20 protein-coding genes are annotated in these 25,850 nt (G+C 47.0%); all 20 read left to right on the top strand.

The features are described from left to right. The first annotated feature begins 57 nt into the window (after nucleotides 1-57). The 20 genes from V7S65_RS23155 (at nucleotide 58) to V7S65_RS23060 (ending at nucleotide 25,780) form a co-directional block, all read left to right on the top strand. Nucleotides 58-813, top strand: coding sequence for a (Fe-S)-binding protein (locus V7S65_RS23155; protein ID WP_079472794.1), 756 nt, complete (start codon nucleotides 58-60; stop codon nucleotides 811-813). Then, nucleotides 794-2,170 (top strand): lactate utilization protein B, encoded by a 1,377-nt coding sequence (locus V7S65_RS23150; protein WP_079472795.1) that lies wholly within the window; start codon nucleotides 794-796, stop codon nucleotides 2,168-2,170. The genes V7S65_RS23155 and V7S65_RS23150 overlap by 20 nt, the downstream gene beginning before the upstream one ends. Next, the gene (locus V7S65_RS23145; protein WP_079472796.1) at nucleotides 2,167-2,739 is read left to right on the top strand and encodes a LutC/YkgG family protein; all 573 of its coding nucleotides are present in this window, start codon (nucleotides 2,167-2,169) and stop codon (nucleotides 2,737-2,739) included. Before V7S65_RS23150 ends, V7S65_RS23145 begins: the two co-directional genes overlap by 4 nt. Nucleotides 2,740-3,708: 969 nt before the next feature. Continuing rightward, nucleotides 3,709-5,511, top strand: a complete 1,803-nt coding sequence (locus tag V7S65_RS23140) for a polysaccharide biosynthesis protein (RefSeq protein ID WP_235016041.1) — start codon at nucleotides 3,709-3,711, stop codon at nucleotides 5,509-5,511. Between the two features lie 43 nt (nucleotides 5,512-5,554). Next, nucleotides 5,555-6,370 (top strand): polysaccharide biosynthesis/export family protein, encoded by an 816-nt coding sequence (locus V7S65_RS23135; protein ID WP_336387947.1) that lies wholly within the window; start codon nucleotides 5,555-5,557, stop codon nucleotides 6,368-6,370. 17 nt (nucleotides 6,371-6,387) lie between these two features. Beyond that, the gene (locus V7S65_RS23130; RefSeq protein ID WP_336387946.1) at nucleotides 6,388-8,781 is read left to right on the top strand and encodes a GumC family protein; all 2,394 of its coding nucleotides are present in this window, start codon (nucleotides 6,388-6,390) and stop codon (nucleotides 8,779-8,781) included. A 129-nt stretch (nucleotides 8,782-8,910) separates the two neighbouring features. Then, nucleotides 8,911-10,224: a nucleotide sugar dehydrogenase gene (locus tag V7S65_RS23125; protein ID WP_079472800.1), complete on the top strand. Its 1,314-nt coding sequence runs from the start codon at nucleotides 8,911-8,913 to the stop codon at nucleotides 10,222-10,224. Between the two features lie 49 nt (nucleotides 10,225-10,273). After that, on the top strand, nucleotides 10,274-11,794 hold the full coding sequence (locus tag V7S65_RS23120) for an oligosaccharide flippase family protein (protein WP_111579653.1): 1,521 nt from the start codon (nucleotides 10,274-10,276) through the stop codon (nucleotides 11,792-11,794). Next, entirely contained in the window at nucleotides 11,791-12,885 is a 1,095-nt protein-coding gene (locus V7S65_RS23115) for a polysaccharide pyruvyl transferase family protein (RefSeq protein WP_336387945.1), read from the top strand. The genes V7S65_RS23120 and V7S65_RS23115 overlap by 4 nt, the downstream gene beginning before the upstream one ends. Nucleotides 12,886-12,888: 3 nt before the next feature. Further along, nucleotides 12,889-13,440: a serine O-acetyltransferase gene (locus V7S65_RS23110; protein ID WP_079472803.1), complete on the top strand. Its 552-nt coding sequence runs from the start codon at nucleotides 12,889-12,891 to the stop codon at nucleotides 13,438-13,440. Beyond that, on the top strand, nucleotides 13,437-14,585 hold the full coding sequence (locus V7S65_RS23105; protein ID WP_336387944.1) for a glycosyltransferase family 4 protein: 1,149 nt from the start codon (nucleotides 13,437-13,439) through the stop codon (nucleotides 14,583-14,585). Before V7S65_RS23110 ends, V7S65_RS23105 begins: the two co-directional genes overlap by 4 nt. Before the next feature lie 5 nt (nucleotides 14,586-14,590). Beyond that, nucleotides 14,591-15,961, top strand: coding sequence for a hypothetical protein (locus V7S65_RS23100; RefSeq protein WP_336387943.1), 1,371 nt, complete (start codon nucleotides 14,591-14,593; stop codon nucleotides 15,959-15,961). A gap of 44 nt (nucleotides 15,962-16,005) precedes the next feature. Next, nucleotides 16,006-18,024: a glycoside hydrolase domain-containing protein gene (locus V7S65_RS23095; RefSeq protein WP_336387942.1), complete on the top strand. Its 2,019-nt coding sequence runs from the start codon at nucleotides 16,006-16,008 to the stop codon at nucleotides 18,022-18,024. After that, the gene (locus tag V7S65_RS23090) at nucleotides 18,021-18,992 is read left to right on the top strand and encodes a glycosyltransferase (protein WP_336387941.1); all 972 of its coding nucleotides are present in this window, start codon (nucleotides 18,021-18,023) and stop codon (nucleotides 18,990-18,992) included. The genes V7S65_RS23095 and V7S65_RS23090 overlap by 4 nt, the downstream gene beginning before the upstream one ends. A 111-nt stretch (nucleotides 18,993-19,103) precedes the next feature. Then, on the top strand, nucleotides 19,104-20,222 hold the full coding sequence (wecB, locus tag V7S65_RS23085; RefSeq protein WP_079472808.1) for a non-hydrolyzing UDP-N-acetylglucosamine 2-epimerase: 1,119 nt from the start codon (nucleotides 19,104-19,106) through the stop codon (nucleotides 20,220-20,222). Next, the gene (locus V7S65_RS23080) at nucleotides 20,219-22,111 is read left to right on the top strand and encodes a heparinase II/III domain-containing protein (protein WP_336387940.1); all 1,893 of its coding nucleotides are present in this window, start codon (nucleotides 20,219-20,221) and stop codon (nucleotides 22,109-22,111) included. The genes wecB and V7S65_RS23080 overlap by 4 nt, the downstream gene beginning before the upstream one ends. Nucleotides 22,112-22,116: 5 nt before the next feature. Beyond that, nucleotides 22,117-23,394, top strand: coding sequence for a glycosyltransferase family 4 protein (locus tag V7S65_RS23075; protein WP_336387939.1), 1,278 nt, complete (start codon nucleotides 22,117-22,119; stop codon nucleotides 23,392-23,394). After that, nucleotides 23,369-23,980, top strand: a complete 612-nt coding sequence (locus tag V7S65_RS23070; RefSeq protein ID WP_336387938.1) for a sugar transferase — start codon at nucleotides 23,369-23,371, stop codon at nucleotides 23,978-23,980. Before V7S65_RS23075 ends, V7S65_RS23070 begins: the two co-directional genes overlap by 26 nt. 20 nt (nucleotides 23,981-24,000) lie before the next feature. Next, nucleotides 24,001-24,582 carry an acetyltransferase gene (locus V7S65_RS23065; RefSeq protein WP_336387937.1) on the top strand — a complete coding sequence of 194 codons (582 nt, stop codon included), beginning with the start codon at nucleotides 24,001-24,003 and terminating at the stop codon, nucleotides 24,580-24,582. 19 nt (nucleotides 24,583-24,601) lie between these two features. Beyond that, nucleotides 24,602-25,780, top strand: coding sequence for an aminotransferase class I/II-fold pyridoxal phosphate-dependent enzyme (locus V7S65_RS23060; protein ID WP_336387936.1), 1,179 nt, complete (start codon nucleotides 24,602-24,604; stop codon nucleotides 25,778-25,780). Nucleotides 25,781-25,850 lie beyond the last annotated feature (70 nt).

Here is a 25,850-nt window from a genome sequence, read left to right as displayed (position 1 = left end):
TGTCGCGTTGCCCGCTAAATTTGCAGGTCAGCAATGATCATTTAAATTACTTTACCCGTGAAAGTAGGATTATTTATACCATGTTATATTGACCAGTTCTACCCGCAGGTAGGCATTGCCACCCTGCAGCTGCTGCAGAAACTGGGTTGTGAAGTGGAGTTTCCCCAGGGGCAAACCTGCTGCGGCCAGCCAATGGCCAACTCAGGATACGAACATCTTACGCACCAGTGCAATAGCCTGTTCATTAAAAACTTTGCTGACTACGACTATATTGTAGGCCCCTCCGGTAGCTGTGTGCTGCATATCAAAGATCATTTGCACGATCCGGCAGCAGAAACAGCAGCCACTCATATACGTGAACGGATCTACGAACTCACGGAATTCCTCACAGATGTACTCAAAGTAGAAAAGCTGACAGCCCGTTTCCCCTGTAAAGTAGGACTGCACCAGAGCTGTCACGGTCAACGTGGCCTCGCCCTTGCGCAGATGAGTGAACTGGTAGCGGCGCCTTTCTCCAAACCGGAGCAGTTGCTGCGTATGGTGGAAGGAGTGGAGCTGGTACCGCTGGACCGGCAGGATGAGTGCTGCGGCTTTGGCGGCACTTTCTGTGTTACCGAAGAAGCCGTATCCGTAAAAATGGGAAAAGATCGTGTAGCCGATCACGTTAAACATGGCGCAGAGGTGATCACCGGAACAGATGTGAGTTGCCTCATGCACATGGAAGGCATTTTACGCCGGCAGCACGCTGGGGTAAAGGTGATGCATATTGCAGAAATTCTCAATCAGAATATCCATGAACAGGCAAACAGCTGATCACGCCACGCTGGCAGACAAGTTCAACGAGGATGAGCCGCGGGTGGACTGGCACGACCAAACCCTCTGGTGGGTACGCGCCAAAAGGGATAAGATGGCCTGGAGCATTCCGGAATGGGAACAGCTGCGGGAAACCGCTTCGGCCATCAAGCTGAACGCCCTGGGCAACCTGCACGATTATCTCGTTCAGTTTGAACAACAGGCAATACAGAATGGCGCCATCGTTCACTGGGCCGCGGATGCAGAAGAGCATAACCAGATCGTGACAGGCATCCTGAAAAAACACGGGGTGCGTCACCTGGTGAAAAGTAAGTCCATGCTCACAGAGGAATGCCATCTGAATCCTCACCTCATGGCCAATGGCATCGAAGTAATTGATACCGATCTGGGAGAACGGATTGTGCAGCTCGCCAAAGAGCCGCCCAGTCATATTGTACTGCCCTGTATTCATAAAAAGAAAGAAGAGATAGGAGAGCTGTTCCACGAACACCTGGGTACGCCCGCAGGTAACGCAGACCCGCAATTCCTGACCGCTGCCGCGAGGCAGCACCTTCGGAAGGAATTCCTGCAGGCCAAAGCAGCTATCACCGGTGTGAACTTCGCGGTAGCGGAAACCGGTGAAATGGTGGTATGCACCAACGAAGGTAACGCCGACATGGGCGCGCACCTTGCAGATGTGCATATTGCCTGTATGGGCATCGAAAAAATAATCCCGCAGCGTAAGCACCTGGGAGTGTTCCTGCGCCTGTTGGCCCGTAGCGCCACCGGGCAGCCCATTACCACCTATTCCAGTCATTTCAGGCAGCCCCGGCCCGGCCAGGAGCTGCATATTGTACTGGTGGATAATGGCCGTTCCAGGCAGCTGGGACGGGAAGATTTCCGCAACTCGCTGAAGTGCATCCGTTGTGGCGCCTGCATGAACACCTGCCCGGTATATCGCCGCAGCGGCGGACATAGCTATCATACCGCCGTAGCGGGCCCTATTGGCGCTATTCTGGCGCCCAACCTCGATATGAAGGATTATGCCGACCTGCCCTTTGCATCTACGCTGTGCGGCTCCTGCTCCAATGTATGCCCGGTGAAAATAGATATTCACCAGCAGCTGTATAAGTGGCGGCAGGTATTGGTAAAGGAAGGCTATACTACGGCCGCAAAAACAGCCAGTATGAAGGCAATGAGCGGGGTATTGTCTACGCCCGCTGTTTACCGGACCGCCGGTAAAATGGGGCGTTGGGTAATGCGCGCTTTCCCCGGTATGGTGAATAACCGTTTAAATCCCTGGTATAAACAAAGAGAGATGCCGGCTCCGCCGAAGCAATCCTTCTCCCAGTGGTACGAAAAAAATAAAAAATCATGAGCAGCAGGGACCAGATATTAGCCGCTGTGAAGCAACATCAACCGGAGGCTTCCGTATTGCCGTCTTTGGAAGGATTATCCGGTAATATGCCGGGTACGCTGGAGGCCTACCGCAAAGTACTGGAAGGATTAGGCGGCAGTTTGTTTGAGATAAAGGATGAAAGTGAAATACCTGCATTACTGGCGGAGCATTATCCGCACCTGCAGCGTATTATCAGGGTAGGGGATGAACAACGTGCATGGATAAACGAAGATCCGCACCTGCTGGAAGATGTGGATATGGCGGTTGTGCCCGGTCAGTGGGGAGTAGCGGAAAACGGCGCCATATGGCTTACAGAAGCCGAAATACCGGTAAGGGTATTACCTTTTATCTGCCAGCATCTGGCCATTGTACTGCCGGCCGGCAGGCTCCTGCCTACCATGCATGAGGCTTATGAAAAGATCGGTGCGCCGCAAACCGGGTTCGGGGTATTTATTGCAGGCCCATCCAAAACAGCAGATATCGAGCAATCGCTGGTGCTGGGCGCACATGGGGCGAAGAGCCTGGTAGTATTTATTACGGCCGGGTAATATCTTTTACGTATACGCTATTACGTTATACTCACTAAAAAAACGGACTCACCGGTTACCGGTGAGTCCGTTTTTTTAGTGAGGCATCCTGAGTGAGTATGCTATAATTATCTACAGAATATTTTCGTTATTTTTTAACAATTAAAGGAGTATAATAAATACTTCATTAACTTTAGGCCGGGAAATTAAACAGATCCCTTAAATTGGTATGGTGTTTGTTCAATTGCGTGCGTTGCAAGAATCGATAGCGCAGTGATTTTTTTAACCATATTATTATAGCCATATTTTTAGCAGCTGCGTTAACCAGAAAAATTGAAAGACCATGTTTCATCTATTTAACACTTTAGAGCGGCATCAGAACAAGTCGTTACAGCAAAAGATCGGGGTGCATCACCACCAATGTAGCATCACAGGAAAATTTTCTTTAATAGTATGCAAACTGGACAGCATGATTGGCTGATCCGCATTTTTCGTTTATCCGGCGGGGTTATTTGTCGTTATGTGCCAACAGACCAGTGTTTGAGCAGATAGCCCATAGGAAAAATGGTAGTCATAATCGCTTTGTTAAAAGGGATTCGGAAGTGCTTTGTGTGATTAATCTTTCAGAAGAGTAGAACGTTGAAAAAAAAATTTAACAGTTTACTTTTTCATAACAGAACTTTTCATTTTTAGTAGTTATCTTGCGCTAACTTTGAAAACCGAAAGAAAGATTATAATCAATTAATTCTCCGTCCTGTATTCTAACTAAGCGCCTCTATGAAAACCTTGAAACTTGCGCGACCTTAGTTGAACAGGCGAGCTTATATTTAATAACCATATCTTATTATTGAACCTATGGTGCGTAATTCATCATGGATTACCCCGTCGTGGCTAATCTTACTGTTAGACCTGGGGTGCTCTGTCATCGCAATCAATTTAGCATTTCTCCTGAGACTAAATTTTGATGCATCTGCTATTGTTTTGTTTCCATTGGAAAAGATAGCCTTGCTTACCGGAGCTGTAACGCTCGCGTTATCTTTGCTGCTCCACACTTACAGGGGAATCGTCCGTTTTACCAGCCTCGCTGATATCGGACGTATTGCAGCATTGAACATTATCAGCTGTGGTATCTATCTCGCTGTCAGCTACAGCCATCTGCTGGATCGGGAACAGGCGCTTTTTCCCATGTCTGTAATCCTGATCAACTTCTTCATCAGCTCCTTTCTGCTGTTATCCTACCGCCTGCTGGTGAAATGGATCTTCAAATATTATAATAATTTCCGCGCGGTGAACAGAACCCGTGCTGCGATTTATTATACAGGACATTCCAGTCTCATGCTGCGGAAAGCGATCAGCGATGATCCGCATTCGGATATCCGTATCACCGCTTTCCTGGCAGACACCAATGCACATGCCGGTAAGTCGCTGGAAGGATTACCCATCTACGCTTCCCGCAAAGGAGAACTGTATAAGCTCGTAAAACAGGCAAAGGCAACTTTGTTGCTGATTCCGGAAGATCACCTGGACAGGACACACCTCAATGAACTCGTAGAAGAATGTATCGCATTAAACATACGTGTACAAAAAATCATTCCCGTGAGCCAGTGGACAGAAGGTAACACCAATAGCGGTATCCAGTTAAAGGATATCAACATAGAAGATCTTCTTGAAAGATCTGTTATCAACATCAAAAACGTACAGCTCAGTAAAGAACTGAAAGGAAAGAGTATCCTGGTTACAGGAGCCGCCGGTTCTATTGGTAGTGAAATTGTAAGACAGGTAATAAAATATGAACCATCGGTAGTTATACTCTGTGATAAAGCAGAATCGCCGCTGCACGAACTGGAGCTGGAACTGGCGGAAACCATCAGCGGGGTTCCGGTGATTCCTTTTATCGGTAATGTATGCGACCGTATACGGATGCAGCAACTGTTTGAAATCTATGCGCCGGTAATCGTTTATCATGCCGCTGCCTACAAACATGTACCCATGATGGAAAAAAATCCTTCCATCGCAGTAATGAATAATGTACTGGGTACTAAAATAGTGGCGGAACTGGCAGTGGAATACGGCGCCGAGAAATTTGTAATGGTATCTACGGATAAAGCGGTGAACCCTACCAACGTAATGGGCGCCTCCAAACGTATTGCCGAAATCTTCTCCCAGTCGTTCAACAACCACCTGAATGAAAAATACCAGAAAATAGGACCGGTGTATGGTACACCTCCCACACGCTTTATCACTACCCGTTTTGGCAATGTACTGGGCTCAAACGGATCTGTAATTCCACGTTTCAAGCAACAGCTGGAAAAAGGTGGCCCGCTAACGGTTACCCATCCGGATATTACCCGCTACTTCATGACCATCCCCGAAGCCTGCCAGCTGGTGCTGGAAGCCGGTTCTATGGGACAGGGAGGCGAAATATTCGTGTTCGATATGGGTAAACCCATGAAGATTGCAGAACTGGCGCGTAAAATGATCCGTATGTCCGGCAAAGAACCCGGAAAAGATATACAGATCGTTTTCACCGGCTTACGCCCGGGGGAAAAACTGTATGAAGAATTACTGAACAATGCAGAGAATACCTTACCCACTTACCACGAAAAAATTATGATTGCCAAAGTACGTGCATCAGATTTTACCGAGGTGAATGAACAAGTGAATCAACTGATAGAATCTGCCAGGAAACATTATCTCACGCCAACGGTGGCCAGGATGAAACAACTGGTACCGGAGTTCATCAGCAAAAATTCTACTTATGAAGAACTTGATAAGGGAAAGATGATCATCTGATCATCCGGTATTCATTACTAAATAAGAAACAAGAGCAATCAATATGTGTGAGCGATCTATCAGAGATTTTAAAGGATTATTAATGGTGTTGTCGGGTGTGGTCACGTTATTTATCACGTCCTGTTCGGCGCCAAAAAACATTACGTATTTCAGAGATGTACCGGATACTATCAAACAACATGAAATACAACAGGCCACTTACTCAACGCCGTTAATCCAGGCAGATGATATCTTACAGATAACCATCCAAACGCTTGATCCAACGGCTACCGCCATGCTGAATCAGTCCGGCGCAGCAGTGCCGGTAAGCGGTAATACCGCTGCAGCACCCGCTGCCGCAGCAATAAGCGGCTACCTGGTAGATAAAGACGGATATGTGGTACTGCCATTGATTGGTAAAATAATGGTGCAGGGCAAAACAACCGACAGCGTCAGGGAAGAGATCAAAACAAAAGCAGCTACCTACTATAAAGATCCGGTAGTAAACGTGCGGTTTGCCAATTTTAAGATCACCGTACTGGGAGAGGTGAACAAGCCTTCTACCTATGTGATGCCCAATGAGAAGGTAACCTTACTGGATGCACTGGGCGCAGCCGGCGATCTTACTATCTACGGAAAAAGGGAAAATGTATTACTGATCAGGGATAATAATGGAAAGAAGGAATTTGTAAGACTGAACCTGAACCAGAGCAATATTTTTTCATCTCCCTACTTTTACCTGCATCAGGGAGATGTAGTATATGTAGAACCTAATAAATCGAAAGTGTCCAGTACGGACTTTGCACAGGTAAAACGTATTTCAATCCTGGCATCTGTTTTATCACTGTTGATCGTGGCGGTGTCGAGAATTAATTTTTAATTTTTTAATAAGAAAATATGCCAGAGCATATCTTTACGAATCACGCAGCTCATTTAAATGGGCACGAGGCAAGGGAGCCGGAAAAAGACGGTGGGATCAACCCCCGTTATATACTGGATACCCTTATGAGACATTGGTACCTGTTTGTTATTTTCATAATAATGGGTGTGTCTGCTGCGTGGTTGTATCTCCGCTACGCCACTCCCAGTTATAAAATCAGTGCTAAAGTACTGGTAAAGGATGACCAGAAAGGTGGCGATATCCCCGGTCAGGAGATACTGCAACAGCTGGAAGTTTTTTCCAATAAAAGCAGCGTGGACAATGAAGTGGAAATATTAAAGTCACGTACCCTCATGCAGAAGGTAGTGAACAACCTGCAACTGAACACATCTTATTTTGTAGATGGAAGAGTGAAAGAATCCGAGCAATACGGTAACCTTCCTTTTTCATTGCAATGGCTTTCCCTCAATGATACCATTAACAAAACCTCTTATGTTATTACGCCATTGGGGAATGATAAATTTGAATTGTCCGGCAAAAAAGGTACACGTACCGCTGCCTGGAATGATACGCTTCACCTCCAGGAAGGCGTGGCAAAAATAACCCGTACAGAGTTTCCTTTCACCCGGTCGGCTTACACCGTCAAAGTGGCGTCTGTAGATGAAACTACGGCTAATTACCAACTGCTGCTGGATGTGCGTATTCCCAATAAACAGGTGAGTACCATCGATCTGAGTTTAGATGCACGGATTCCTGAAAAAGGAGAAAAAGTGCTGAACAACCTGCTGACCACCTACCTGAAAGCAAGTGTGGAAGACAAAAACCGTATCGCCGACAGCACCATCGCCTTCATCGACAACCGTCTTGTTATTGTAACACAGGAGTTGTCGGGGGTAGAAAAAAATATACAGCAGTTCAAACAGGATAATGAACTGGCAGATATTGAATCACAGTCGAAATTACTGGTAGAAGGTACCGGCGATGCCCGCAAACAGCTGCTGGAACAACAGGTACAGTTAAACGTGGTAGAGTCGCTGGAACAATATATGCGCGACACCGAAAACAATAAAAGGGTAGTGCCTTCTTCCCTCATTGTACAGGACCCTACCTTTGTAGGATTGGTACAGCGTTATAACACCCTGCAGCTCGACAGGGAACGCCAGCTGATGTCCAGCACAACTACCAACCCGGTAGTGGTGAATATGGACCAGCAACTCGCAGGCATCCGTTCCGACCTGCTCAGCAACCTGGCTTCCCTGAAAAGAGGTATCCAGGTGGGCATCGAAGAACAGCAAAAGAATGCCAGCGCCCTCAATCAGAAAATCAGGCAGGTGCCTGCCAAAGAAAGGGTATTCCTGGATATCTCCCGTCAACAGGCCATCAAACAGGAATTATACCTGTTTCTCCTGAAGAAAAGAGAAGAATCCGCGATTTCCAAAACTTCTAACCTGGCTATCGCCCGCATTATTGACGATGCAAAAAGCGATGCACTGCCTTTCAAACCAAAACGCATCCTCATCCTCCTGTTAGGACTGGTACTGGGCGTAGCACTCCCGGCCGGATACCTGTACATGAGAGAACTGTTAAGCAGAAGGATCCTCAATAAGCAGGACATTACCAGCAACACACCAGTGCCGGTACTGGCGGAAATTGGTCACGCCTCATCAAATATGATTGTCACCAAAGCCGATTCACGTACGCCGGTAGCGGAGCAGTTCCGTGCTTTAAGAACCAATCTCCAGTTTGTATTGTCCGATATCAGTAATAAAGCGGTAATTGTTACTTCCAGCATGGGAGGAGAAGGAAAATCCTTTGTGTCTACCAACCTGGCGGCCATCCTGGCCCTTTCAGGAAAGAAGGTAGTGCTGATGGAAATGGATTTGCGCAAGCCTAAGATCGCAGAGCGACTGGGCCTGCCCAACCACGAAGGCTTCAGCACTTACGCCATCGGTAAAACTTCTATGGAAGCGCTGATCAGGCCATCAGGGATTCATGAAAACTGCTGGATCATCAGTTCCGGTCCTATTCCGCCAAATCCTACCGAGCTGTTATTACAGCAAAGGACAGAAGCGCTGTTTAAAGAACTGAATGAACGCTTTGATTATATCGTGATCGACTCCGCCCCGATAGGGCTGGTAACAGATGCGCAGGTACTGGCCCGCTATGCGGATGCCACCCTGTACCTGGTTCGCCACGGCTTTACCTTCAAACAGCAGCTGCAGATTTCTAAAGACCTGTACCTGCAACGTAAACTGCCCCGGATCAATATCGTTATCAATGATGTGAAGAATAAGAGCGCCTACGGCTATGGCTACGGGTATGGATACGGGTACGGTTACGGCAATGAAGACGGCGGTGGTAAGCGTTTCCTGGGGAAATGGAGGAAACGGGCTGTGCTGGACGGGAAATAGCATTACGATATTATGTATATTCGTGTATGCATCGCCATTTTGCCCCGGATATACCCTGTACTTATCAGTTGGATGGATGGCAGGACTGTATTAAAAGACTTAAAAAAATAAAAGACAGACAAATATTTTATGGTTAAGATTAGCAACAGCGTTGAGAATATCCATCTTGCCGTTATAGGCCTGGGCTATGTTGGTTTGCCGTTAGCAATTGAATTTGGCAAAAAATACGATGTGTTGGGATTTGATATCAACAAGGAAAGAGTAAAAGAACTGGCTGCGGGCGCTGACCGTACCAGGGAAGCTAACATGGAAGATCTGACCGCCGTGATAGCATTGAAAGCCGGGAAGAAATCAGACATCGGGCTTTCTTTCTCTTCCAATGTGGAAGATCTGAAAAAGTATAACACGTTTATTGTAACGGTTCCCACACCGATAGATGCCTACAAGGCGCCGGATCTCCGCCCGCTTATCAAAGCGTCTGAAATGCTGGGAAGCATCCTGAAAAAAGGTGACCTCGTAATCTATGAGTCTACCGTATACCCAGGCTGTACAGAAGAAGACTGCGTTCCCGTACTTGAAAAAGTATCCGGACTGAAATATAACACCGACTTCTTTGTGGGATACTCCCCGGAAAGGATTAACCCGGGTGATAAAGTAAACACCCTCACAAAGATCAAGAAAGTAACCAGCGGCTCTACCCCTGAAATTGCAGATAAAGTAGATGCCCTGTATGGTTCTATCATTGAAGCAGGTACCCACAAGGCGCCAAGCCTGAAGGTGGCCGAGGCTTCCAAAGCTATTGAAAACGCACAGCGCGACGTGAACATCTCATTTGTGAACGAACTGGCGCTGATCTTCGATAGGATAGGTATCGATACCAACGACGTTATCGACGCCGCCGGCACCAAATGGAACTTCCTGAAATACAAGCCAGGATTGGTGGGTGGTCACTGCATCGGTGTAGATCCTTATTATCTGGCACACAAAGCGGAATCTGTAGGCTATCACCCGCAGGTGATCCTGTCCGGCCGCCGTGTAAACGATCATATCGGTCACTTCGTAGCCAATAAGGTAGTGAAGCTGATGATCGATAAAGATCATAAAATCAAAGGATCAAAAGCGCTCATCATGGGAATTACCTTCAAGGAAAACTGCCCGGATGTACGTAATACCCGCGTGGTGGATATCTATCACGAACTGAAACAGTTCGGTCTGAATGTAGATATCTACGATCCCTGGGCTGATCCCGCAGAAGTGGAAGAAGAATACGGCGTGAAAATCTTAAACGCTATTGATAAAGGCGCTGTATACGACGCTATCATCGTAGCAGTAGCACATAAAGAGTTTTTAACCTTTGATTACCTGAAGTACAGACGTAACAACGGGGTCATTTTTGATACCAAAGCTTGTGTAGATAGAAGCCTGGTAGACGGCAGGCTCTAAAAGCAGTTAACGCAGAAACATATATAAATAATTTGGAAATTGATATTTGATGTCAACGAAAGGGGTGAGCTATGAGATGTCGCTAAACTTAGGGACTAACTTTCTGGCTTTGGTTTTAAATATTTTACTGGGGCTGGTAGTAGTACCTTTTTATATCGCGAAGATCGGTGTGGATGGCTATGGTATCATAGCACTGGCTACTTCTTTCAGTTCATATTTGTCTATCATTACCATTGCTATTGACGCGGCGGTAGGAAGGAACTTTACACTGGCAATGAGAAAGGATGATCATGCGTCTTCAAACGCCATCTATTCTTCCTCCATCATTTCAGCCACCCTGTTAATTGTTGCTATCCTGCCGCTGATAGGCTGGTTCTTATATAAAATAGACAGCATCATCAGTTATCGCGGATACGCCGTGGGAGAAATGAGGTGGGTGTTCATCGCCATTATCACCTCTTTCGTACTCACCTTTATCCGTGGACTTTTCCTGGTACCGGCATTTGCGTCGAATAAAATTTATATCCAGCGCATCATTGCCATCCTGGAAATAGTGGTAAGAACAGCGCTGATCTTTTTACTGCTGAATACTTCGGCAAAGTTAAGCCTGATAGGAGTTTCCTTCTTCCTGGCTTCACTGGTGTCATTTGCAGCAGCGCTGATCTGGATCATCCGGAAATTTCCGTTTCTGAAATTACGGATGGCCAGTTTTGATAAGAAGATAGTGAGATATGTGGCCTCCATGAGTTTCTGGCTGGTGATTAACCAGATAGGCACCTTGCTCTTTATCAATATTGACATCATTTTACTGAATCATTACTATGGAGCCACAGCTACCGGTGAATTCAGTACCGTAGCCCAGTGGCACACGTTATTACGTTCATTTGCAGGGGTATTTGTAGCCATATTTACACCAGTGGTATATAAATATTATGCAGATAAAGACTTCGGCAACCTGCTGAAGTTTTCGAAGTATTCGGTGGTAGCAATGGGACTGGTACTGGCTATTCCAATAGGTATTATCGTTGCCTATTCGGATGTGATTCTCCGGTTGTGGGTAGGTGAGAAGTTCACCCATTTTTACCCGCTCATGATCCTGCTGACCGGTCATTTGATCTTTAACCTGTCAGTATTGCCCATACTGTCTATCAATTCGGTATATAACAAAGTAAAAGTACCGGGACTCACGTCCTTCTTCTGTGGCATACTGAACCTGGTGTTAGGCATACTGGTCATAAAATATTTTAACTGGGGCATCTATAGTGTAGCCATTGTATCGGCAGTATTATTAACGGTGAAGAACCTGATATTCTCACCCACCTATGCTGCTAAGATCCTGGAACAGAAACCGTGGTTTTATTATCCCAGTATTTTGCGTGGATGCGGATTATTTGTGTGGGTACTGTTATTATCGTGGGGTTGCAGGAAATTCATGTTGCCCGGTTCCTGGGGCGGGCTGATGGTATCAGCCATCATAATTGGCATTGGCAGTGTTCCTTTTGCCTGGTTTGTAAGTTTAAATAAAGATCAGCGATCATTGATCGGAAAATTGATAAGAAGACAAATATGAAAAAGGCGTTAATCATTAATGAAGGGTTTTCCAATAATCTGGGTGATCAGGCCATCCGTGAAAGCATGACCAGTTTATTGCGGGATAGCGATTTCAGTACAGATTTTGCCTATTTCACCAACCCCGGTATGAACAGCATGCCGGCATATAATTACCTGGAAGCGGGAACAGGCGCTATAGCGCCGCCTGCGCTGTCGTTTGCCAAAAAAGCAAAGTTGAAACTGGCTGGTTTATACTGGATCGGTATCAATTATAAACATATCCGCGCCAAATTACGTAAAGGAAACTACGACATCGTGGTGATTGGCGGCGGACAACTGATTGAATCATCAGGAAAAGACTATCCCAGCCGCTTTGCAATTGCCATGTATTGGTGGACGCTCCTGGTAAAGAAATTTACCCGTGCGAAAATTTATATCATTGGTGTGGGAGTGGGTACTACCTTCAATGCAAAAGAGCAGTCCCTCTTCTCAAAAGCTTTGTCAAAGGCAGACCTCATCTGGGTAAGAGACAGTTATTCCAAAGCATCCCTGTTTGAAAAGTTTGGCCACAAAGCAGTGCTAACGCCGGACATCGCTTTTTACAGCGGTAAAAACAGGATTGAAGAAGAAAATACAAACAGGAAAGCACTGGTGGGAATTACCAGTTTTAACGAGGTGTTTGCAAAATATAACCAGCCCGGTAAAACCAATGCAGATTACTATGAAGAGTGGTTTGCAGTGGTAAAAGGGTACCTGGATGCAGGATTATCTGTAGAGCTGTTTTATACTACCATCACCGATGCGGCGGAAACCATTGCTTTCCGGAATTATATAAAACTGAATTATCACCTGGAGTTGCCGGTGGCAAAGCTGTCTTCTGTCAATGACCTGAAGCAGCTGTACCAATCCGCTTCCGATGTGTATTCCGGCAGGATGCACGCATTGATATTAGCCATGAAGCATCAATGCACCGTGAAGGCTTACCTGATTTCGCAGAAATTAAAATCCTTTCACCAGGAATATATTTTACCGGGAAATCAGCCTACGGAATACAGCCGGAAGATCCGCGGAACATTTAATGATCTGATGCTCAACAATGTTAAACCGTAGTTTATGAGAGTCAGGCAATTGATTAAATCAGATTTACACCGGTATCACGGGAAAACAGATGCAAAAAGCTTTGTAAAGGCTTTCTTTTTAATAGAAGGATTCCGTTACATGTTTTTTTTCAGGCTGCATAAAGGGGCTGCGGCTCCATTCAGAATTTTGCTGCGGTTAATACTCCGGCATTATTCTTATAAATATGGATTCCAGATACCACATACCACCAAAGTGGGTTATGGATTGTATATCGGGCATTTCGGCACGATTGTTATCAATGGGAATGCGCAATTGGGAAACAATGTAAATCTTTCGCCCGGTGTAGTGATAGGGCAGTCGAGCCGTGGCCGCCTTATGGGCGTGCCGGTGGTAGGCAACCGGGTGTGGATTGGATCGAATGCAATAATTGTAGGTAAAATTAATATCGGAGATAATGTGATGATAGCACCGGGAGCATATGTAAACAGGGATATTCCTGCTAACTCGCTGGTGATGGGGAACCCCGCAGTGATTTACGAGGGAAAGGATGTAGAGGGGTATATCTGTAACGAATGGGGTCTATGAAAAATGTTTTAATCATATCTTACGAATTTCCGCCTATCATCGGAGGCGCGGGCGTGTATGCACACGACCTGGCCATAGGACTGGTGAAAAACGGGCACCAGGTGAGCCTGCTCACCTATAAAACGCCGCGTAATGAAGCCTTCCTGGCATCATTTGAAAAAACGTATGGCATTCACTGTTATACTATCCCCGAAAAGAAATATGTTCACTTTTACCTGTTCTTCCGTCAGCTGAAGAAGATAGTAAAGGAGCAGTCGTTTGATACTATCATTTTCAGCGACGCCCGTGCAAAAAAAATGGGCGCCCTGTTCCACCCGGCATTAAAGGACTTGTCGGCCCGCTCCTTGTCGGTGCTGCATGGCAGCGAAAAGGCCAGCTTCTTTGAAAAGCCTTCCTTCCTGCTGCGCGCTTTTGGCATGCAGCGGCGGATGCTGAACTTCCTGCAGCAACAGAAGAAAATAGTAGTGGTTAGTGAAGCCGAATATGAGTTGTGGACGAAAACCGCACTCAAAGAAAAGCTGCTGCTGATCCGTCATGGAATTGATACGGATATTTTCCATCAGCGTACCCCGCAGCAGGTAAGCGCTATCAAAGCCCGGCTGGGCATAGATCCTGATCGCCCTGTGCTTTTCAGCGCCTCCCGCCTGGTAAAAGAGAAAGGACAGGAACTGGTCATTGAAAGCCTGCCCCGAATAGTGGCTGCTGTGCCGGATCTGCTTTGCATTATTGCAGGCAGCGGTGTTTATCTCCCTGCATTACAACAACAGGTAAAGGAACTGAAACTGGAAAAACATGTATTGTTTACCGGGGGCGTTGCCCGCGAAATACTCTCCGATTATTTCGCCGTCTGCGATCTCTTTATTCTTCCCAGCCAGTTTTATGAATCGTTCGGATTGGTATACCTCGAAGCGGCAGCCTGCGGCAAAACAGCCATTGCAGGCAACCGGGGAGGAACCAACGAAGCAGTGGTAAATGATGTAACCGGCTACCTGGTAGATCCGGTATCAAAAGAAGAAATTATCAATAAAGTGGTGACTGTTCTGAAAGATGCAGATCTGAGAAACAGGTTGCAAACTACTGCTTATACACGGGCCATGTCGGAGTTTTCAAATGTAACGATGGCCGGCAAAATTATTAATATCTGATAGGAATGAGGAATAGCAATGCCAATACCAATTTACTGCTCCTGCTGAATTTTATATTCGCTTGTATTGCTGGTATTGTATCAGTGAGTGTAGCCACTTTCCTGTTTAATATGATCCTGCTGGGTACCGGCATGCTGATTATAACCGCCATGTTTAAAGAACCGGCCCGCCGGCAAACAGGGCTGCGGCTTTTCCTCTCGTTTTTCCTGGTGTATGGTATCTTTATGCTGGTAACGAATGCTATCTATATCCAGGACCCTTTCCGGGATATTTTCTATGCAAAGGATTCGGTAACGTTTTATACCTACATCGATAAAGTAGCATCGATGCGGACGTTGGGCGATATTACCGCATATTACCGGGATGACTTCTTCTCGGCCGACTGGAAGGGCTTCGCCTGGTTTTCCAGCGTGCTGGGCTTCCTTGCCAAAGGCATTGATAATAATACGCTGGTATTGCAGAAATTACAGATCGTGTTCTGCTCAGCGCTGATCCCCGTGATCCTGTTCAGCATTTTATCAACTTATATCAATCGTGAACTCAGTATAAAGTTTACGGTTGTATATGCTTTCCTGTCTTATAACTTTTTCTTTTCTGCTGTTTACCTGAGAGATGTACACATCGGTTTGCTGTTTGGTTTGTACTTCCTGCTGATCATTAACAGGCAGGGACTGGCAGGTATTTTTTATGGCATCCTGCTTACCGTACTGATCTACTTATTCCGGCCGGAGCATGGCTTTTTCAGCGCCTCGTTCTTAATGGCGTATATCTATCTGCTGGTAACAGACAAGAATAACAAAACACTCAATAAATTTAAAATACCCATTTTAATCCTGCTGGCATTACCGGCGTTAACGCAGGTGGTTTACCTGCAGCAGGGCTTCAACACTATTCAGAGTACCAGTGAAAATTACCTGGACTCTTCCATGTCAAACGCAGGGTTAGGTTCATTTGGCAGCCTGCTGCTGAAACTGCCTTTTGGTGTGCGGCACGTGGTGGTGGGATTGTTTTCCCAAACGTTGCCGTTTCCTTTTTATGCAGTGCTGGAAGAAAACCCCTTTTTCATTCCGTGGGCATTGGCGGCCCTTTTCTGGTTTGTGGTTTGGGGCGTTATTATTTATACCGCTATTATTAAGCCGCGTAATCCACTCTTTAAGATCAGGGAATTACGTTTCCTGTTCATCATTGCAGCGCTGCTGATCCTCGGGGCCAGCTCCAATGCGGATACGAGAAGGATTATGTCGGTATACCCGGTTATATATGTTGTTTTTGCAGGTGGATTTTTATCACTGGATAAAGTAAAGCGGAAGCAGCTCATCGCAGCATCGCTCCTGTTTTACTTTGGGTTGGTATTTGTTTATGCGTTGATTAAGTGACAATTTTTTTTGCTATGGTGAGATCAGTATTTTTTCTTTTTTGCATGATACTGGCGATACAGTTTCCCGCTGTTTCCCGGCAGGCCATCTCCGGGTGGCAATGCAAGGTAACGCCTGCACCAAATTATAGTCTTACGAAAGATCAAAGCCAGGTAAGCGCTTTATCTGACGGAAAATATACTACCGGTAATTCTTTCTGGAAAGATCCCGGAACATTGGGCTGGCAAAACACCGGTAAAATTACCATTGATATTACTTTGCCGCAGCCGGTACCGGTAACGGGTATTAACCTCAATACCGTAACGGGACAAAAAGCCCAGGTAACGCTACCCCTGAGCGTATTGGCGTTTGTAAGCAATGATCAGCAGAACTGGTCATTTGCAGGAGATATGATGGGGCAGTCGGCCGTAAAAGATGAGTACTACCGCATTGTGCCATTATCGCTCCGGAATATTGGTATAACGGGAAAGTATATACGGCTGATAGTAGTTCCCAATGGCAGTTACTTTTTTACAGATGAAATACAGGTGTTCACAGGTAAGCAGGCCGCCGGCAAAAAATCAATGATGGTGGCTTCTTCTGCGATGGAAGGATTTGTAAAGGAGCAGCGTACCGCTACTATCAATAAACGTTTCTCAGCAGAAGGTGCGGGCGGGGATGCACCGATTGCCAAAAGTATGGCGCCTGCCGGCGGAAGTGGTATAACATTAACGCCGCTGGCTTCTGGTTTGGCGGGTTCCGGTCAAACAGCCGGCGGGGATATTGCGATCCAAACCCTGCCCGGTGTTTCTGAATATGCAGCTTTTTCCTTAATCAATAATACAGCGGCGGCTACCGGTGTGAAGGTTGCTTTTACGGCCTCTACACCAGCTGTCCGTTACCAGGTGTACTGGGCGAAGCCGGTGAAAAGCCGCGATTTTAAAGTAGTGCCCGATGCACTCATGGAAATAAAGAGCGGGGAAACAATGAACCTTGCCCAAAATGAATCGAGGCTGTTGCTGGTAAAGGCGGTGGCAACGCAAAGCGGCGCGGGTAAACTTACATTGAGTGCAGGCAACACCAGCAGGACGCTTACCGTTACCGCCGGCAACGGCGCTTTATCCGCCTACCGGCAATACAAACCCGATGTAAATGTATGGCCTTACTTTAATGATACCTTCTTTAAAGGACGCGAAGAAAGCGCCCGGCAGGATTTGCTGGCGCACTATGTAAATACCTTTGTGTTTCATCCGGGTATTTTGCTGCCCAATATAGAACTGGCTAAAAATGAAAAGCTCCGTAATAACCTGTCGTATGTAAAAGGATTTCAGAATGTGTTACTCTTCCTTGATTTTTCCGGGAAGAAGGACGACTTTTTATCCGACACCTGGAAGCAATCTTTTTTAACGTGGTATGATGCGATGGTAGCTGCCTTGCAGCAACAGGGCATTGCGGCATCCAATATTTACCTCTATCCTTTTGACGAAATTAAACCGGCGCAGTTACCGGTGTACAGGCAGTTTGCCACATGGGTGAAGTCGGTCAGGAAAAATGCAAAACTGTTTGCTACGGTGTCCAATGCCACCGTATTAAACGGCTTATCCGGGCAGGTGGATATCTTCCAGCTGTACGATAACGGCAATGTGCTGAGAGCTTACCGCCAGCAACGTTTATCGGCACAACAGGTATGGCTATACGACACAAAGAAACCTACCAAGTCATTGTCGCCCTACGGCTACTATCGCTTAATGGCCTGGAAGGCGTATGCAGATGACGTTACCGGTATCGGGTTCTGGCAGTATGCAGATGCGGGACACGAGGAGGGCGCCACCTCACTCTGGGATGATTTTGATGGCAAGTCGGCCGACTTTGCCGTAGTATACGATAATGGCAGCCAGGTGATTTCCAGCAGGAGATGGGAGGCTTTTAAGATGGGCGTGGAAGATTATATGCTGCTGAATGCCTATGCTAAAAAGTATGGTAAAGCTGCGGCCATGAAAATATGTAACCGGGTGTTAGGCGATGCGGACAACCCGCAAACAGGCGATCAGGCAAGGACTCAACTTATAAAAGAACTGGAATGAAGCAACGCTCAAAATTGTTAATACTGGCTACCATGCCGCCGCCTATTGGTGGTGTGACCATCCATATACAAAGACTATTACAATACCTGAATAACAACGGATATGAGTATACGTTTACCGATTTCCGGAGAAGTACCAAAGGTGATATTTTAAAGCAGATCAGGCAGCACCGGTTCATTCATTTTCATATTTATCACCCGGTAGTCCGCTGCTGCTTTGTGTTGTTGGGTACAATATTTGGTAAGAGGATGCTCTTTACTTTGCACGGAAACCTCGGCAGGCACAATGCTTTGTACAACCTGCTGGATCAGCTTGCATTCAGGATCGCTTATATGCCTATTGTACTGAACCAGAAAAGCTTTGAAAAAGGCAGGAAATGGAATAAACGGACACAGATGATCGGCGCATTTATTCCGCCACAGCAGCCGGAAGAGCTAACAGCGTCCATCCAGGCCGCCGTGGCCGGCATGCGGGCGAAATATGCAGGAATATATGCTACCAATGCGTCTACTGTTTCTATTGATAAGGCCGGCAATGAAACCTACCAGGTAACACTGCTGGTGAATATTTTCCGGAAAATGGAGGACGACGCGCTGGTGATTTCAGATGCTTCCGGCCGCTATAAATCTTTCCTGCAGCAACAGGGACTTGAAATACCCGCCAATGTTTTATTGATCAGTGAACCACATCCATTCTTCGAGATCCTGAAAAGGTCGGATGTGTTTTTAAGGATCACTACTACAGATGGCGATTCTTTATCAGTGAAAGAAGCCCTGTTTCTTGGCAAACAGGTGCTGGCTACTGATGTGGTGAACCGGCCTGCCGGCACACAGCTGGTGGCATTGAACGAATGGGATATTGCAGACGCGATCGGTAAAATGCGGCATGATAATACCGTATACAACCGCCACACGTTAAGCAATGGGGGAGAGGAATTACTGCAACTGTATAAAAAAGTAGTAGCATAACAAACGTGCCGGGTAAACGAAGTATCCCGCACGCATAAACGAAAAACCAGATTGAAAAATCCCCTGCACCTCCGGGACCGCAGGGATAAACCATATTAAAACCATATCGATATGAAGTTAACCATCATCGCGGGTGCGCGCCCTAATTTTATGAAAATAGCTCCTATCATCGCTGCCGTTCAGGAAAAGCGGAAGGAGGGTTATAACATCAGTTACCGCCTGGTGCATACCGGGCAGCATTACGACAAAAACATGAGCCAGTCGTTTTTTGAGCAGCTGGGTATTCCTGAACCGGATGCAAACCTGGAATCAGGTGGCGGTACCCAGGCGGAACAAACGGCGAATATCATGATCCGCTTTGAAAAAGAACTGACGGCGCACCCCTGCGATCTGTTGCTGGTGGTAGGCGACGTTACTTCCACCCTTGCCTGCGCTATTGTAGCCAAGAAAATGAAAATTAAAGTAGCGCATGTGGAAGCAGGCATCCGTTCCGGTGATATTACTATGCCGGAAGAAATTAACCGCCTGGTAACAGACTCTATCACCGATTACTTCTTTACCACCTCGGTAATTGCAAATACAAATCTTCAGAAAGAAGGTAAGTCGCCGGAACAGATCCTCTTTGTAGGAAATACCATGATTGATACCCTGCTGAAACAGCGGAGCCGCTTTACACCGCCCGCTATCTGGCAACAGGCAGGATTGCAGCCGCAGCAGTACCTGGTAATGACCCTGCATCGCCCGGCGAATGTAGATGAAGAAGAAAATCTCGCTTTACTGATCAATGAAATTATGATTCATAGCCAGCAATTGCCGGTCATCTTCCCGGTACACCCACGTACCGCTAAGAACCTGGAAAAAATTGCAGTGGCACATCCGCGTTTGCACCTGGTAGAACCACTGGGATACCTGGAGTTTAATTACCTCGTGGAAAATGCAAAAGCCGTAATCACCGACTCCGGCGGCATTACAGAAGAAACCACTGTAATGGGCGTTCCCTGCATGACATTAAGGGATTCTACAGAAAGACCGGAAACATGCCTCACCGGTACCAACGAATTACTGGGCACTGATCCCAAAGCATTGGCGCCGGCTATGCAGAAATTATTTGCCGGCCAGTGGAAGAAAGGCTCCATCCCTGCTTTATGGGACGGCAAAACATCAGAAAGGATTACCGAACATTTAACACAAATATTTGCTGTAAAACAGCAACAGACAGAAGTGGTATGAGTAGTTTGAATACAGTAATAAATGGATTGAAGGTAGTGAGGAATATGGGTTGGCGCTATGTGGCATTCCGTTCTGTTCACGAGTTGAACCGCAGAACCGGGCGCCTCAAAAAGCGCTTTCCCCAGGCGCCTGCATTTCAGCGTTATCTGTCATTGGAAGAGTGGAAAAAACAACCGGTGGTGTTCTTTTTCCAGAGCAGGGAAGAAGTGACTGCAGTACGGAAGCCGGAACCGGCGCTGGCAGAGCGCTTTAAACAGATCAAAGGAGGAAAGCTCACTTTTTTCAACGGCGCTACTTTATCGCTCGGCAAAGATTTCCCCTGGATGAAAAACCCGGATTCGGGATTCATGTATAATGGAGAACAGCACTGGACGGAAGTAAACGATTATTCAGCAGAAGCCGGCGATATCAAGTATGTATGGGAGAAAGCCCGTTTCGCTTACCTGTACGATATTATCCGGTATGATCATCACTTCGGAAAAGACAATGCCGCACTGGTGTTTGGCGATATCCTGTCGTGGATCAGCGCCAATAAAGTAAACAGTGGCCCGCATTACAAATGCAGCCAGGAAATAAGTTTGCGGGTGCTGAACTGGACCTTTGCCTTATATTACTACCGGCACTCGCCTGCACTCACCGAAGAAGTTTTTGACCAGATCCAGTACGCTATTTACTGGCAACTGCATCATGTATTTCATAACATCAATTTTTCGCGGATCGCTGTACGTAACAATCACGCGATCACGGAAACGCTGGCATTATACCTTGGCGGATTGTTGTATCCAACATTGCCCGGCGCCGCTACCTGGAAAGAGCAGGGGCGGAAGTGGTTTGAAGAAGAAATTGCTTACCAGGTATATGACGATGGCACCTTCCTGCAGTTTTCCATGAACTACCACCGGGTGGTGATCCAGCTGTTTACCTGGGCATTGCGGTTGTCGGCGCTCAACGGGGAATCCTTTGCGCCGCATGTGAAAGAAAAAGCGGCTAAGTCGCTGCGCTTTCTGCGTGTATGCATGAACGATGGCAACGGCTGGTTGCCGAACTATGGCGCCAACGACGGCGCGCTGTTCTTCCGTCTTAATAATGAGCATTACCGCGACTACCGTCCGCAGCTGCAGGCGCTTGCCACGCTGCTGCAAATGGATGCGGAGTTCCCGGAAATCAGTGAAGACCTTTACTGGTACGGATTGCAGCCGGCAGCATATGATACCACGGTGCTGGAAAAAGATCAGATGCTGTATTCGTTCCCCGAAGGTGGATATTTTATCTGCCGGGAGATGGAAACGCTCACCTTCCTGCGTTGCGGAAATCACCGGGACAGACCCTCGCAGGCGGATAACCTGCACCTGGATATCTGGTATAAAAACGAAAACCTGCTGATGGATGCAGGCAGCTATAAATATAATACCGATGAAGAAACCCTGCGTTACTTCATGGGCACCGCTTCGCATAACACCGTTATGCTGGATAACTACGACCAGATGTTGAAAGGACCGCGATTTATCTGGTATAACTGGTCGCAGTGTTCACGCGCAAGACTATACGAAACTACGGATGAATATATCTGGGAAGGCGCCATAAGCGGATTTCAGCATGTGGGGCCAGATATTGTTCACATCCGCCAGGTACGGAAGAAAAAGAACGCGCCGGTATGGATTGTAAAAGATCATATCCAGCACAAACCTCCTTACCTGGTGATGCGGCAGTTGTGGCATACCAGCACACCGGAGAAATTAATTACCAGAGCGGAAGACAGCAGTGGCGCCATTTTGCAGCCGCTGTGCAAACCGGGCATGTATTCATCTCTCTATGGCGTGAAGGAAGAAAACAGCAGCATCATATTTACTTCGGATGCTGATACCATTATTACTGAGATCATAATTTAATATCCATGAAAATTTTATTAGTACACCAATATTTTTTAGAAGAAGATGATCCGGGTGGCTCGCGGTGGAATGAAATCACGAAGTCCTGGACAGATCAGGGCGCAGAAGTGACGGTGCTGGGTGGCATGATGCATTACAACGGTTCCGCAAAAAGAGAGGAGTACAAAGGGAAATACTTTGTAAAGAAGCAACAGGGCGCCGTTACCGTATGGCGTTGCCATGTGTCGGAGTCTTATAACACTAACTTTCTCGGCAGGCTGTGGGGATATTTCTCTTTTATGTTTTCCTCCCTCTGGGCCGGCCTCTTCAAGGTGAAAGGTAAGTTCGATGTAGTAGTGGTTACCTCTCCGCCTTTATTTGTGGGCTTCTCCGGCTACTTGTTGTCCAGGTTGAAACGGATGCCGCTGATATTTGAAGTGCGCGATCTCTGGCCGGAATCAGCCATTGATACCGGCGTTCTGAAAAATAAGCTCGTCATTAAACTGGCCTATTGGGTAGAAGATTTTATTTACCGGAAAGCAGACCTGATCAATGTATTAACGCCTGCGTTTTATAATACGCTCCGGGATAAGAAAAAAGTGCCGGAACAGAAACTGATCTTCATTCCCAATGCAGCAGATTTTTCCTTGTCGGATCACCTGCTGCAATCCTTTGACAGCGAGGCTTTCCGCCGGGAACATCAGCTGGACGGAAAATTTGTGATCACTTATGTGGGAGCACATGGAGTAGCGAATCACCTGGAACAGATCCTGGATGCGGGCAAAGCGCTGGAAGATACGCCGGTGTTATTCCTGCTGATAGGACAGGGAATGGAGAAGCCCAGGCTGCAGCAACTGGCCGCCGAAAAAGGGGTAACGAACGTGCGTTTCCTGGATGCAGTACCAAAGGCTGAAGTATTCAAATATATCCTCGCGTCTGAAATGGGCGCTTCGGTATTAAAAAGAGTAGACACATTTAAAACGGTTTACTCCAATAAAACCTTTGACTACATGGCCTGCAAAAAGCCTATCCTGATGGCCATCGACGGCGTATCAAGAGAGCTGGTAGAAACAGCCGGAGCGGGTTGTTATGTGGAGCCGGAAAACACCGCGGCCTATAACACTACGATCCGCAGCTACCTGCAGGATCCGCAGCGCCTGCAACGTGAAGGTGAGAGCGGCTTTCAGTACGCCAAACAAAATTTCGACCGGCAGGTACTGGCCCTCCGCTATCTGAATTATATCAGGCAAAAAGTAACAAAAGAAATAAAAGCAACCGATGCATTGGTACAGGAATCTATTTAAACCACTCGTGGACATTTCCGCGGCACTGCTGGCACTGGTATTACTATCACCGGTGATGGCAGTGCTGATCGTATTACTGACCGTCGCCAATAACGGTAAGCCTTTCTTTTTACAGCCCAGGCCGGGAAAGAATGGCCGCGTATTCCGTGTCATCAAGTTTAAAACCATGAACGACCGGAAAGGTGCGGATGGCCGGCTCCTGCCGGATGAGATCCGGCTCACACCTGTGGGGAAATTTGTCAGGAAAACATCGCTCGATGAAATTCCCCAGCTGATCAATGTACTGAAAGGAGATATGAGCCTGATAGGCCCGCGGCCTTTGCTGGTAGATTATCTCCCGTTATACAACGCCACGCAGCACCGCCGTCATGAAGTACGTCCCGGTATCACAGGCTGGGCGCAGGTAAATGGCCGGAATGCCATCAGCTGGGAGCAGAAATTTGAATACGATGTTTGGTATGTAGATAATATCAGTTTGGCCCTTGATATAAAAATAGCCTGGATGACCGTACAGAAAGTAATTAAGTCAGAAGGGATTAACGCGGCCGGTGCAGCTACTATGGAGCGTTTCATGGGCAATGGATGAAATAATTAAAATAAGCAGATATGTATTTATTCGGCGCAGGCGGACACGCTAAAGTGATTATCGAAATATTACAATCCCGGGGAATCCCTGTGGACGGTTTGTTTGATAGCAACCCGGATATAAAGCAGATCTGGCAGTACCCGGTAACGGCGTATTCACCCGCATTATCATCTCCGGAAATTATTATCTCCATAGGTAAAAATTCAACCCGGAAAACCATTTCAGAACAACTGCCGGGCCGCTTCGGAATGGCCCTGCATCCGCGGGCCAATATCTCCGTTACTGCCATGATCGCAGAAGGAACAGTGGTGATGGCCGGTGCTACCATTAACGCTGATGTGCTGATTGGCAGGCATTGCATCATCAACACCAATGCTTCGGTAGATCATGATTGTGTGCTTGAAGATTTCGTTCACATTTCCCCTAACGTAGCCTTATGTGGAAATGTAAGGGTAGGGGAAGGCGCACATGTTGGCGCCGGCGCTGTAGTTATTCCTGGTATTACTATTGGCAAATGGGCCGTGATCGGCGCCGGCGCTGTAGTTACCAAAGATATTCCTGATCATAGTGTAGCGGTGGGAAACCCCGCACGTAAAAGATAAACGCAAAAAAATTATCGTCATGAACAAAAAAATATGGTTATCGTCGCCTCATATGGGAGCAAATGAACAGGTGTATGTGAAAGACGTATTTGATTCCAACTGGATCGCCCCTTTAGGCGCCTATGTAGATGGATTTGAAAAAGATCTTGCAGACTATACGCATACTGCATATGCCGCGGCTTTGTCGTCCGGAACAGGCGCGCTGCACCTTGCCCTGATATTGGCAGGTGTGGGTGCAGGCGATGAAGTGATTTGCCAGAGCATGACTTTCTCTGCGTCAGCCAACCCAATTGCTTACCTGGGCGCAACGCCTGTTTTTGTTGACAGTGAAACCAGTACCTGGAATATGGACCCGGCGCTGCTGGAGCAGGCCGTGAAAGACAGGATCGCAAAAGGTAAGAAGCCTAAAGCCATTATCCCTGTTCATTTGTACGGCATGCCGGCACAAATGAATGAAATCATGGAAATAGCCAACCGCTATGAAATCCCGGTAATTGAAGATGCGGCGGAAGCATTGGGTTCGTTATATCACGGACAGCCATGCGGCAGCATCAGCAAGCTGGGGATTCTTAGTTTTAACGGCAATAAGATCATCACCACCAGCGGTGGCGGCGCCCTGATAGGCAATGACGAAGCGGCCATCAGCAAAGCGCGCTTCCTGGCTACACAGGCCCGTGATCCTGCTCCGCATTATGAACACACGCACATCGGTTACAACTACCGGATGAGCAATGTTTGCGCCGCCATCGGCCGCGGCCAAATGGAGGTGCTGGACGTGAGAGTGTCCCAGAGAAGAGCCAACTACCAGCATTATGTGGAGCAGTTGTCAGATCTGCCAGGTGTTACGCTGGTACCGGAACCAACCGGTTTTTTCAGTAACCGCTGGCTTTCCACTATCCTGATTGACCCGGCGCTGAGCAATGGCATTACCCGTGAAACGGTGCGCCTTGCACTCGAGAAAGAAAATATTGAGTCCAGACCATTATGGAAACCCATGCACATGCAGCCGGTTTTTGAACACGCGCCTGCATATGTAAACGGTGTTTCAGAAAACCTGTTTAATAATGGACTGTGCCTGCCGAGTGGATCTAATCTCACCACAACAGATCTTTCAAGCGTTACAAATCGTATAAAGGAATTATTCGCGGGGAATACAGCAGAAGTAAACGTTTCCCCCGCTTGTCTTTCCCAGGATTAGACTGATTATATTGATTACGCTGATTTTATCTTTTTGAAAGCGTAGTAGAAAAAATAAAATTCTCACAAAA

The sequence above is a fragment of the Chitinophaga sp. CCNWYY40 genome (assembly GCF_037483205.1).
GTDB classification, from domain to species: Bacteria; Bacteroidota; Bacteroidia; order Chitinophagales; family Chitinophagaceae; genus Chitinophaga; species Chitinophaga ginsengisegetis.
Note: the sequence above shows the minus strand (reverse complement) of the source record. Positions and strands in the feature narration are given on the sequence as shown.